Here is an 11985-nt window from a genome sequence, read left to right on the forward strand (position 1 = left end):
CTCAAGCATTAGCCAAGGAATGCGATAGATGCCTTGGTTTTTTTGGCAAATTCTACAGGGTCCATATTAGCTTCCCAGTGCATATACATTAAGCGCGGATTCTCGTTAAGCCAGTGATTATGAAGAGAAGTTACTTTGATTCCGCGTTTACGAAGATTCGACATCAATCGATTAACCTGATTTTGATGCACGGCAGTCTCGCCTAAACAAAGCGCGCGGCCCGAAGCGCTTAGAGACTCGAACGAGAACATTTGCATTTGAACCAAAGGCGAACGGGTTCTTCTACCCAAAATGGTCTCTTTTAAGTTCGTCATCCGAGTGACGAAACACACCGGACCTGCTTCAATCTCCGATTCACCTCCCAGAATTTTCGAGAATTGAGTGCACAGCCTTGCGAATTGCGGACTTACTTTTACTTTTTGCGCCATATAAATCCTCCTTTAATCAGTACTGCTGTAATCTATGTTGAATCTAGTAAATCGAGTTGTGCGGAATTACTAGATTTAAGAAAATGTCCCTTTGGCGCTCCTATCCATTCCCTTATGCCTGCAAAACGTCATCCGCTAACATTGGCGGAATTCGATATATGATCTGGACCAAAGGCGAGTGGGTTTCTCTTCTAAAGTCTGGTTAAAAAATAAATGAAAGGGGCAGAAATGCACGCTTTGGTGCGCATTTCTGCCCCTTTTTCTTTCGAATCAACTAAGTTAATGTTATTCTTTTTGAAAATCGTTCCAAACCATCGTCTTCCCGACCGGAAATCGTGAAGATGCACGTGCCGGAACAGCCGCCTTGCCAATCGCGATAAGCATGACCGGAATATATCGGGATGGTATATGAAACGCTTCGATAAAAGCATCCGCGCTAAATCCGCCCATCGGGCAGGAGTCGAGCCCTTTCGCCTTTGCAGCCAGCATAAGCTTAATCACATGAAAATCGGCTAAAACGGTTGATGACATTGATCTTCAACTCCTTGAATGGTTTACGGCGTTTAGTTTTTTGTTATTTCCGTTCCCGGCAGCTTTTTTCCGGCCAAGTTGATTTGTCCCAATAACCCCGGCAATGATCAGTAACGAGCCGATCAGATGATAAATCGTTATTTCTTCCCCAAGGAACACGGCTCCGGCCGTCATCGACACGATGGTAGAAAGATTGGCGAATACGCTCATTCTTGATGCCTCCATCTTGGAAAGAATGTAATTGGAGGTTAGTGCCGTTAAGAGGGAAGAAACGATGCCCAGGAAGATAAGCGATGCCATAAAGGTGCCGCTCGCCAGAGGGGGGAATATATGAGAGAGGGTCCCGGCTGAGGCATGGCTAGTGAATGCCGTAACCGTAAAGAAGACAAAGCCGATGCCCATCATCAAATAAGTGATTTCCGCCGGGCTGAACTGCCTGGATAACGAACGGGCCAGAACGGTATAGCCGGCAAAAGCAAAGCAGGTCAGCAAGAGCAACGAAATGCCAAGCAGATTGGATAGATCAATGCTGCTGCCTTTCATGACAAAGATAAACACCACCCCAAACACCGACAGGAAGATCGACAGCTTCTGCAGAACGGTTGTGGTTTCTTTTAGAAACAGAGAGGCAATAATCATCGTAACGACCGGCGTGAACGCGTACAGGATACCGCCTTCAGCCGAGCTGGCATGCTGCAGTCCGTAGGCCTGAAGCGTGAAGAAGCCCAGCGGGTACATGGATGCCAGCAGCAATACTTTGCGAAGCGGCTTGCCGCGGTAAGAAAGCTTAATCCAGCCGAATAACACGGGGATGGACATCACCAGGAACGATGAGGTAAAACGAAAAGCCAGCGTATCGAGCGGACTGGCGTAATCCAGTGCCGTCTTGGCGAATAAAAAAGATAACCCGATAATGACCGCGTTAAGCACGGCGAGGAAATAGGGAAGCCTCATTTCCTTGTGACCCATGTTGCATCATCCTCTCAGAGCTTACGGCAGCGTGTTCGCGAACGTCTGTAACCGTTGATTTGAAGATAAGGGATTTTGGTTAACCAAACAACGCCGTTTTATCCCAACTGTATCGATACAGTTGGGCTGAAGCGCATGGAGGACAGAATGAAAAAATACAATTTGATCCTTTCCGATATGGAAGAGAAAATCCGGCAGGGAAAATACCGTCCCGGCCAAAAGCTGCCCTCCGTCCGCAGCGCCGCGGAAGCCTACGGATGCAGCATCAGCACCATTACGAGGGCTTACGCGGAGCTGGAAAAACGCCACGTTATTTATTCGGTGCCGCAAAGCGGGTACTACGTCGTTGTGAAGCCCGGCGATTGGCGCGACGAGCGGGACAGAAGCAAGATCTATTTCGCGACGGTTCTGCCGGACCTGGACGCTTTTCCTTATATGGATTTCCAGCATTGTCTCAATAAAGCGATCGATATTTATAAGTACGATCTGTTTACATATGGCGATCCGCTGGGGCTGGAATCCTTCCGTCACACGCTTGTTTCGCATTTGGCCAGTGACCAGGTATTCACGAAAGTCGAGAGGATCTTCGTCACCTCCGGCGCGCAGCAAGCGCTGGAGATATTGGCGAAGATGCCGTTCCTAAACGGCAGGGAAGCGGTGCTTGTGGAGCAACCTAGCTATGACCGGTATTTGCGGTTTTTGGAGACGGAGAACATTCCGGTGCATGGCATCGCCCGAACGGCAGCGGGCATCGATCTTCAGGAGCTGGAGCGTTGGTTCAAGAGCGGCAGCATCAAATTTTTTTACACGATGTCGAGGTATCATAATCCGCTTGGTACTTCCTATAACGCCGAGGAGCGAAGAGCTATCGCCAAGCTGGCCGGCAAATACGAAGTCTACATCCTGGAGGACGATTACATGGCCGATCTTGGGGCGGACCGGCAATCCGACCCGATTTACGCTTCCGATGGAGGCGAGTATGTCATTTATGTAAAAAGCTTCTCCAAGATTATCTTCCCTGGCCTAAGGTTAGGCGCAATCGTATTGCCGGAACGGCTGCTCAAGACCTTTTATGCCTATAAAATATACCCCGACACCTCGCTGCTCTCCCAGGCGGCGCTTGAGGTGTATATCAAGAACGGCATGTATGAACGGCATAAGCACAAGATAGCGGGATTGTACGCGGCGCGAATGTTGGCCTTGAACGAATCGGTGAATCGGCATAACGAGCCGGGATTAATGGAGGTGCCGGATATCCGGTCGGGGATATACACACATTTCAAGTTGAAGCAGACGGTGAACGTAGAGCAGCTCTTGAAGCGCCTTGCGGAAAGGAACGTCAGCGTCGTGTCAGGCAAGGGGTTCTACCTGTCCAACTATCTGGATAAGGAGAAGTTCCTTCGGATCAGCATTTCCCAGACTGGGCCTGAGAAGATTGAGGAAGGAGTCCGGATAATTACGGAAGAGGTTCGTAGGGGAAGTTGGTGAACGAAGAAGGCCTTTGCTTAAATGAATAGCTGAGGCGGTTCCTCCGTTCTGCCGCGGATAATGAATTCGGACGGCGATAGACCGACATGCTTCTTGAACATCCGAAAAAAATACGAGGGATCGTAGTAGCCCAAGTATTGAGCGATATCCGCAACGGTCATGTCGGAGTGGAGCAGGAGACGACAGGCTTCAAGCAGACGTAGCTGATGCATATAGCGGATGGGGGATTGACCGAATACCTCTTTGAACAGAGCGGTGGTGTAATTCGGCGAACGATGAATAAGCTCCCCAAGCTGCTCGATCTCCACATGCTCGCGGTAATGGTCCAGTAAATACTGCTTCACCAGCTGCGCGTATAACATCTTGGCGGGAGTTACCTCCGGCTTCTCCAGTTCTCTTGCAAGCAGGCCGATAAGCTCCTGCGTTAGTCCAAGGCCAATATAGGAGCGAAAGCTGCGGCCGCCCCTCATCTCTTCGAACAGCTTGATGAATCTGCGCTGCATGTAATGGAGGTTGGACAGACGGAAACGAATAAATTCGCCCCGGTCAAGAAAAGGGATACCCAGCTTGCTCCCGGGCTCCGTTGTAATCAAAACCGTGTATTTCTGATGAGGAGTGCCGGGAATGGTATCTCCGCTGCGATGCGTGGATTGCGGAATATACAGAAAATCTCCCCGTTCGGCAATAATCTCTTGTCCGTTAATGGTGTATTTCACTTTGCCGTCCGTAACCAGCACAAGGACATGATAGCGGAGTACCTCGCTTTGGGTGCGCCAGTTCGGAATGCGATCGTCGAAATTTACGCTTAACAGCTGCAGCATGGGATCCCCGTCCTTTGCAGTGATTCTAATAAAATACTAGCAAAACTACCGATTTGGGTAAATGGTTAGCCCATACCTTATATCGCATAAAATCGTTGAAATGTACATGGACAGGATGGAATGTACGTCGACCTGACCGAAGCTCCAAACCTATAATACGGGTACAGCCATCATGGCAAACGGATTGAAGGAGAGGAGCATCATTATGAGAATTTTGCTGCTGGATTTGGATTCGACAAGGCCGGATCATTTGGGGTGCTACGGTTACCCCCGCCAAACATCTCCGAATATTGACCGGATCGCCGCCCAGGGCGTCCGGTTCGATAATTACTATACCTCCGACGCGCCTTGCTTCCCGTCGCGAACGGCTTTAATGACCGGACGCTTCGGCATTCATAACGGAGTTGTGGGACATGGCGGGTCTGCCGCGGACGTTCGTCATGAGGGTGCGTCAAGAGATTTTCGCGACCGGCTTGCGTCCGAAAGCTTCCCGGCCTTGTTCCGGCAGGCGGGAATTCGTACCGCGCTTGTCAGCCCGTTTGGGGAAAGGCATTCCGCATGGACCTTTTATGCCGGATTTAACGAAATCTACAATACGGGCAAAGGCGGAATGGAATCCGCGGAGGAAGTAACGCCTGTTGTTCTCGACTGGATAGACCGGAACGCGGAGCAAGATAACTGGATGCTGTACGTCAATTATTGGGATCCGCACACCCCGTACCGGGCGCCGGAATCGTTCGGCAATCCGTTCCAGGATGATCCGCTGCCGGAGTGGATTACAGGCGGGGTGCTTGATAAGCATATGCGCAAGGTAGGGCCGCATAGCGCAAGCGAAATTAATATGTACGACAATGCCACGTTGCCGAATTATCCGAGACATCCGGGGGAAATCCGCAGCCGGGATGATCTGAGGCGCATGGTGGACGGCTATGATTGCGGGGTCCGCTTCATGGATGAGAACATTGGCCAATTATTTGCCTTGCTTGAAAAAAAGGGCGTCATGGATGAACTTGTTATTATTATTACGGCCGATCATGGCGAGAACATGGGCGAGCTTGGAATATACGGGGAGCATGGCACGGCGGATCAGGGAACCTGCCGGCTTCCGATGATTATTCGCTGGCCGGGCATGCAGGAAGGAATCGTCGACAAGGGCCTGCATTACCATTTGGATCTGCCGCCAACGATAGCCGAGCTCCTCGGCCGGCAGCCTATGCCAAGCTGGGACGGTGCAAGCTACGCGAAGGTGCTGCAGTCCGGCGAGGATGCGGGGCGAGAATATTTGGTTGTGTCGCAATGTGCGCATGTATGCCAGCGAAGCGTGCGGTTCGGCGATTGGCTCTACATCCGCACGTATCATGACGGCTATCATCTGTTTGACAAGGAGATGCTGTTCCATATTGCCGAGGACCCGCATGAGCAGATCAATCTTGCCGCGGAGAGGCCGGATCTATGCAGGGAAGCGGTCTATTGGCTGAACGATTGGCATGACCGAATGATGGCCTCGATGCCTTACGACACGGATCCACTGTGGACGGTCATGAAGGAGGGTGGTCCTTATCATGCAAAGGGGTCGCTTCCTCGTTACTTGAAGCGGCTTGAGCAGACGGGACGAGGAGATGCCGTGCCGGAGCTGATCCGCAGGCACCCTCGTGAATTAGAGGGGAAGGATAAGCTGTAAAGAAGAGAGGCCGCGCCGTCATCAGTTAAACTGACGATGGCGCGGCCTCTTTTTCCCTAAGGCGGTTAATAAGCTCCAACCTTCGGCAAGCTCTTGAAGTCTTGACCGGATGGACTCTGGAAGACATGTAATCCAAACTCCGGCGCAACGGCCAGAATATGATCGAAGATATCCGATTGAACGCCTTCATAGACAGCCCAGTTAATATCGTTGGTGAAGGCGTAAATTTCGAGAGGCAGCCCATTCTCAGCGGGGGCGAGCTGTCTGACGATCCTCGTCATGCCTTTGTGGATTTTGGGATGCTGCTCCACATACCGCTCGACATAAGCCCGGAACACGCCGATATTCGTCATGGCTCTGCCGTTCACCGAGACGGCAGGGTCAATCTCGTTTTCCAGGTTGTAATGAATAATCTCTCTCTCTTTATCAAGGATATATTCGCTCAGGAGATGAATTTTCTTGAATTTCTCAATCATTTCGGGCGTACAAAAAGCGATGCTGTTCATATCGATGTAAACGGACCGTTTAATACGCCGGCCGCCGGCATCCTGCATGCCCCTCCAGTTCTTGAACGAATCCGAAATAAGAGCATACGAAGGGATGGTGGTGATCGTCTTATCGAAGTTCTGCACCTTGACGGTATGCAGCGAGATATCAATGATATCTCCGTCCGCTCCGTACTTGGGCATTTCAATCCAATCGCCTACCTGGACCATATCGTTAGTTGACAATTGAATGCCTGCAACCAGGCCAAGCAGCGAATCCTTAAAGATCAGCAGCATAACGGCGGACAAGGCGCCAATCCCGCTGATAAGAATAACGGGGCTTTCGCCGATCAGGTTCGAGATGGCCAGAATCCCCCCGATAATGAACAGAAAGATTTTGACTACCTGAACGTATCCTTTGATGGGACGGCTCCGGGAAATATCGTATGTTCTATAAATATCGTTAACCGCGTTAAGGAAAGCATCCAGCACCAGAAGCACTACGATAATAAGATAAATCGTTATTCCCTTCAGAATAAGAGAATGGTAAGCCGAGAAGCTGAACGAGAAATAGTAAAGGATAATGGCGGGAACGATATGGGACAGCTTATGAAACACTTTGCGGTCCAGTAAATAATTGTCCCAACGGTACCGATTGTTCCGGATGTAATGGCTGACGATGCGCAGCACAACCTTTTTGGTTATAAAGTTGGCGGCTATGCTTACAATCCCCGCGATAATAACAATGGCAATGCTGGCCAGGTAGACAGCTAGATTGGTGTTGACTCCTAAATCGACAAGCAAATCTTTAATATAATTCATTACTCCTCCTTCAATCCGTAGAGCCCCTGGGGGCTTTTCTATTTTAAGATGGTACTGAAAGCCGGGCTTCCCGTCAACCTGTAGACATGCTTGCAAAATAATACAAATATTCGGTTCCTTCCTGCATTCATGCCGCCCTGTCCTATTGGTAGGATAGTGGAAAAGGAGAGCTCGCTATGAAATTTCGTACGAATCTGACGTTGGAAAACCGTAAGGTTATTCTTCTGCCTTTGCAGGCGGCGCACGTGAAGGAGCTTGCCCGGCTGCTTAGCGATCCGAGAGTCTGGGAGATGACCTGGCGGAGGAACAATACGGAGCAAGCGATCGAGCTGGCGCTTGAGTCCGCTCTGGTAAATAGAGAAGCGGGAACTCAGCTACCGTTTGCAATCATTGACAAAACCAGCGGACGGGTGGCCGGAACAACCCGGCTTGGCGATCTGGACGCAAATAACCGGAACGTTGAAATCGGCTGGACATGGATGGCTCCGGGGTTCTGGGGACAGGGAATAAACCCGGCCTGCAAGCTGCTGCTCCTTCAATATTGTTTCGAAGAGCTTGGCGTAATTCGGGTCCAATTCTCTGCCAGCGGGAACAATCTGCGGTCGCAAAGAGCGCTGGAGAAGATAGGGGCAGTAAGGGAGGGCGTGCTTCGAAGGCATCGAGTGGATGCGACGGATGGCGGCACGGTTCACGATAACGTGTTTTACAGCATCCTGGAGGAGGAGTGGCCTCTTGTTAGAGAGAAGCTTCTTCATGAAATGAATCTATTTTAATATAATGAATATATTTTATTTTGACATATTTGTTGAGGGCGTAATATATTGGATGGAGTTGGAACTATTCCTAAAGCAATAGGAGTGAAACGACGATGAATCTATCTCTTATTCAGCCTGAATGGAAAGTAGAAAAGATCGAGGTTGCAACTCTTACGGGCGAGCGCGCGCGAAACGCGGGTTCAAACGGCAGGCTTGGCAATCACGGCAAGCATTGCTCGGTCCGTATCGCCCGCCTTACGATTGACGGGGAGACGGGTTATGGTCACACGGGATCGATGACGGAGGAGCTGGCGGAAGCCGTTGCAGGAATGAGGCTAATAGATCTGTTTGACGCAAGCGGCAGAATACTTGAGCCTTATCGCATTCCGCTCGAATATCCGATTCTGGACTGGCTGGGACGCAGATTGAATACCCCCGTGTATGAATTGGTGTCAGCGGTTAACCGTGCTCCGGGATCTCCGCTAGTCGTACCTTGCTATGATACCTCTCTCTATTTTGACGACTTGCACTTGGCAAATGAGCGGGATGCGGTCGCGCTGCTGAGGGAAGAGGCTGCCCAAGGCTTCTCCAAAGGCCACCGCAACTTCAAGATTAAAGTTGGCCGCGGGGGCAGACATATGCCTGTGCTGGAAGGGACGAAGCGGGACATCGCCATTATTCATGGCGTTGCCGAGATTGCCGGGCCTGAAGCGAAGATTATGATTGATGCCAACAACGCGTATAATCTCAATCTGACCAAGGAAGTGCTGGCAGCGGTTCAAAACGTGAATCTGCATTGGATCGAAGAAGCCTTCCACGAGGACGATGCCTTGTATGCTGACCTGAAGGCATGGCTCCGGGAACGCGGGCAGAATGTGCTTATTGCCGACGGTGAAGGGCTTGCGTCTCCTCATCTCGTAAGCTGGGCGAAAAAAGGCCTGGTTGACGTGCTGCAATACGATGTTATTTATCCGGGCTTTACGCATTGGCTGGAGCTTGGCGCGGAGCTTGACCAGGCAGGACTGCGGTCGGCGCCGCATTGCTACGGCAATGCTTACGGCATTTACGCGCTTGGGCATATTGCGGCTGCGATTAACAACTTTGAGTTTGTCGAATACGACGATATCACGATAGAAGGAATGGACACATCCGCTTACCGGGTGGAATACGGCAAGTTCTATGTACCGGACAAAGCGGGCTTTGGCCTCGAATTTGACGGGGAGTTGTTTGCAAGACAGGTTCTGGCCAACGGCTGGAGCCGTTAACTCCTGTTATCCAAAAGATCAGTGCCGCTAGCTTTTGCGGTTCTGGTCTTTTTTTGTAAGTAAGCCACTTAAAAGTGTTTTCCATACCCGTAGATGAAACCGTCTATGCAGCGGAGTGGGTGTATCAGCAGGCTTCATCGAAAGGTTTGGATTCCGAGAGAATTGCCGTGGCGGGGGAAAGCGTCGGGGGCAACCTGGCCGCCGTTGTGGCACAGCAGGCAGTAAGCAGGGGAACGTTCTCCGTTGCGGCTCAGATCCTGCTATGCCCATTGACGGACTGGGCGGGTGATTATGCCTCGAAGCAGGTATGCGGCGAGGGATATTTCCTTGATTCGGCCCTGCTGGAATATTGCGCGGGACATTATTTGAACTCCGATGTTGACCGAATGAACCCGCTTGCTTCGCCGCTCTATGGAGACACCGCCGGCATGGCGCCGGCAATCGTAGTGACGGCGGAATACGATCCTTTGCGAGATGAAGGGGAGCAATACAGCCAGCGGCTTATCGCAAGCGGGGTGGAGGTGACGCATAAGCGTTATGCCGGCATGATTCATTTGTTTTATGCCCTGACCGATGTGTTTGAGGACGGGAACGATGTATATGCGTTAATTAATCGGGTGCTTGGAAGATTGGATAGGGGGACGATTGCTAGTTGAGTTACTCGTCAGGTCTTAAGAGGTGATAGCGTCGAAAGCTTTTCTTGCTCTTAACACGGAATCGTAATGGGCGTCCGTCCATTGATGCAGAATCCGCATCGGGCCAATCAAGGTTTGGCCAAGAGGCGTCAGCTCGTACTCTACGGTAGGCGGAACGGTTGGGTGAACATACCGCACGACAAGTCCGTCCCTCTCCAGCTGGAGCAGCGTCTGAGTGAGCATCTTTTGCGTGACGCCCTCGACCCTTCTTTTCAGATCGCTGTACCGCCTTTTGCCCGATTCCAGCTCGTAAAAAACAAGCACCGTCCATTTGCCTGAGACAATTTCCAAGGCGCGTCTGTAATGGCAGGGAGACTCCATATTTTCAAATTCGTTCATACGTTCCACTCCTGTCTGTCGGAATACGGTCATGACGATTGACAAAGCGTATATCCTGTAATATATTGATTCCCTCTTCGGATGGAAACACCGGTTAGCGATTATTTAAGAATATATAAACGAAAGAACGGACAGGCGGTCGATACCCATGAAGCTGGAGCGTTTGATCTCCATTATCTATAAGCTGCTGAATAACGATGTGCTGCCGGCCAATGCGCTGGCTGAGGAGTTCCAGGTATCCCAGAGAACGATTTACCGGGATATCGACGTCATCTGCGCGGCGGGCTTTCCGGTTGTCTCGTATCAGGGGAACAAGGGCGGCTTCGGCATGATGGAAGGCTTCAAGATGGATAAAAGCCTGCTTGGCTCCTACGATGTAAATGCTCTGGTCACCGTGCTTAAAGGACTTTCGACCGTCTTCGAAGACGAACGCGCGCAAGGGACAATCGACAGGCTGCAAACCGTTGGAACCGAGCACCGGACTCCAAGTCTAGCCGTAGATTTTGAGACGCGCAGATCGGATCCCGAGACGCTGCCTTTATTGCGAGGGGCGATTACGGAGCGCAAAGTCATCCGGTTCGACTACATTAACGCAAAGAATGAACGGACCACCCGCGAGCTGGAGCCGGTCAGGCTTCACTTTAAATACGGCAGCTGGTATATTTACGGCTATTGCTTGACGCGCTGCGATTATCGGGAGTTCCGGTATCCCGCATGGTGGAAGTACTCCAGACGGAACGCTGCTTTGAGCCGCATCAGGAGGTACCGGAGGAGGCTGGACCTTTTGTCGGGGATTTGAGTCTGGTTGAGGATGTCGTGGTTAAGGTAGGGCCGGAAGCTTTGGCGGATGCGATGGATCATTTCGGCTACGTCCCGAAGACCTTTCATTCCGATGGCAGCATGACGATGCGGATTCCCGTCTATAAGCCGGCTGAGGCGAGATGGTTGTGGTCGATTCTGCTTGGCTTTGGCAGCGGCGCGGAGGTGCTTGAGCCCTCGGAGCTTCGGGCCGTCATGAAAGAGCAGCTTCAAAAGACGCTAAACCTTTACGAGTAGTATGACACACTGTTGTCATACTACTTTTTTTATACTGGCTACATACCAGTTAAAAGGAGTCGATTGAATCATGAAAAATTATCCGACGGAAATGTTGAACTACCACTTTTGGGCGAACCAAACGATCCTGGGGAGAATCAAGGAGCTGCCGCCCGCTGCGCTGCATCAGGAAGTAAACACCTCGTTTCCGACGATTGCTCATGCCCTTAACCATATCTATGCGGTAGATAAAACGTGGTATATGGTGCTGACGGGAACGGATATGGGCGCGGCGCTGCAGGAATGCATGCCGTTAAGCGGCCGTATTCTGGAGACGGTGGACGAATACATTCAGCTCTTTGTCGAGCTGTCCGGCCAATACAACGAGTGGCTCGGTAAAGGGCAGGATGTGGAACAAGTTATTACGCTTAACAATCCCTATGCCGGAGTCCGCGAGACAAGTTTAGCTGAGATTATGCTGCATACCGCGAATCACGGGACCTATCACCGGGGCAATGTATCAACGATGCTGCGCCAGCTAGGTTATGCCTCCACAATGACCGACTATGCTCTTTATTGGTACCGGCAGCCAGAAACGGTGACTGCTGTTTTGTAGGTCTCTCGTTATAAATCTGAAGATCGCTTATTTGTCCCGGCTATCCGGCTTGGCA

General features: G+C 51.1%; 12 protein-coding genes and 1 pseudogene. 7 read left to right on the plus strand and 6 right to left on the minus strand.

The window, feature by feature from the left end:
- Window positions 1-8: 8 nt before the first annotated feature.
- From WFJ73_RS25060 to WFJ73_RS25070, 3 genes are all read right to left on the minus strand, one after another.
- A complete protein-coding gene (locus WFJ73_RS25060; protein WP_336775678.1) occupies window positions 9-428 on the minus strand; it encodes a DUF1259 domain-containing protein in 420 nt (139 codons plus the stop codon).
- Between the two features lie 285 nt (window positions 429-713).
- Window positions 714-959, minus strand: coding sequence for a nitroreductase family protein (locus tag WFJ73_RS25065; RefSeq protein WP_336775679.1), 246 nt, complete (start codon window positions 957-959; stop codon window positions 714-716).
- Between the two features lie 6 nt (window positions 960-965).
- Entirely contained in the window at window positions 966-1928 is a 963-nt protein-coding gene (locus tag WFJ73_RS25070) for a DMT family transporter (RefSeq protein ID WP_336775680.1), read from the minus strand.
- 147 nt (window positions 1929-2075) lie between these two features.
- Between WFJ73_RS25070 and WFJ73_RS25075 the strand changes: the two genes are divergently transcribed.
- Window positions 2076-3416 carry an aminotransferase-like domain-containing protein gene (locus tag WFJ73_RS25075; protein WP_336775681.1) on the plus strand — a complete coding sequence of 447 codons (1341 nt, stop codon included), beginning with the start codon at window positions 2076-2078 and terminating at the stop codon, window positions 3414-3416.
- A 17-nt stretch (window positions 3417-3433) separates the two neighbouring features.
- On the opposite strand, the gene WFJ73_RS25080 is transcribed toward WFJ73_RS25075, so the two are convergent.
- A complete protein-coding gene (locus tag WFJ73_RS25080) occupies window positions 3434-4237 on the minus strand; it encodes a helix-turn-helix domain-containing protein (RefSeq protein ID WP_336775682.1) in 804 nt (267 codons plus the stop codon).
- 205 nt (window positions 4238-4442) lie between these two features.
- Between WFJ73_RS25080 and WFJ73_RS25085 the strand changes: the two genes are divergently transcribed.
- On the plus strand, window positions 4443-5918 hold the full coding sequence (locus tag WFJ73_RS25085) for a sulfatase family protein (RefSeq protein WP_336775683.1): 1476 nt from the start codon (window positions 4443-4445) through the stop codon (window positions 5916-5918).
- 65 nt (window positions 5919-5983) lie between these two features.
- On the opposite strand, the gene WFJ73_RS25090 is transcribed toward WFJ73_RS25085, so the two are convergent.
- Window positions 5984-7225, minus strand: coding sequence for a mechanosensitive ion channel family protein (locus tag WFJ73_RS25090; protein WP_336775684.1), 1242 nt, complete (start codon window positions 7223-7225; stop codon window positions 5984-5986).
- A gap of 176 nt (window positions 7226-7401) precedes the next feature.
- Between WFJ73_RS25090 and WFJ73_RS25095 the strand changes: the two genes are divergently transcribed.
- The 3 genes from WFJ73_RS25095 to WFJ73_RS25105 all read left to right on the plus strand — a co-directional run bounded on the left by WFJ73_RS25095 (window position 7402) and on the right by WFJ73_RS25105 (window position 9901).
- Window positions 7402-7998 (plus strand): GNAT family N-acetyltransferase, encoded by a 597-nt coding sequence (locus WFJ73_RS25095; RefSeq protein ID WP_336775685.1) that lies wholly within the window; start codon window positions 7402-7404, stop codon window positions 7996-7998.
- 95 nt (window positions 7999-8093) lie between these two features.
- On the plus strand, window positions 8094-9245 hold the full coding sequence (locus WFJ73_RS25100) for an enolase C-terminal domain-like protein (RefSeq protein WP_336775686.1): 1152 nt from the start codon (window positions 8094-8096) through the stop codon (window positions 9243-9245).
- A 74-nt stretch (window positions 9246-9319) separates the two neighbouring features.
- Entirely contained in the window at window positions 9320-9901 is a 582-nt protein-coding gene (locus WFJ73_RS25105; RefSeq protein WP_336775687.1) for an alpha/beta hydrolase, read from the plus strand.
- 15 nt (window positions 9902-9916) lie between these two features.
- Here WFJ73_RS25105 and WFJ73_RS25110 read toward each other — a convergent pair whose 3' ends face one another.
- Window positions 9917-10279, minus strand: coding sequence for a winged helix-turn-helix transcriptional regulator (locus tag WFJ73_RS25110; RefSeq protein ID WP_336775688.1), 363 nt, complete (start codon window positions 10277-10279; stop codon window positions 9917-9919).
- Between the two features lie 148 nt (window positions 10280-10427).
- On the opposite strand from WFJ73_RS25110, the pseudogene WFJ73_RS25115 reads away from it, so the two are divergent.
- Together WFJ73_RS25115 and WFJ73_RS25120 are read left to right on the plus strand one after the other, a co-directional pair.
- Window positions 10428-11335 (plus strand): annotated as a pseudogene (locus WFJ73_RS25115) (helix-turn-helix transcriptional regulator).
- A gap of 70 nt (window positions 11336-11405) precedes the next feature.
- Complete coding sequence (locus tag WFJ73_RS25120) at window positions 11406-11930, plus strand: DinB family protein (RefSeq protein ID WP_336775689.1); 525 nt, start codon at window positions 11406-11408, stop codon at window positions 11928-11930.
- Window positions 11931-11985: the final 55 nt, after the last annotated feature.

The sequence above is a fragment of the Paenibacillus sp. MMO-58 genome (assembly GCF_037146255.1).
Taxonomy (GTDB): Bacteria; Bacillota; Bacilli; order Paenibacillales; family Paenibacillaceae; genus Pristimantibacillus.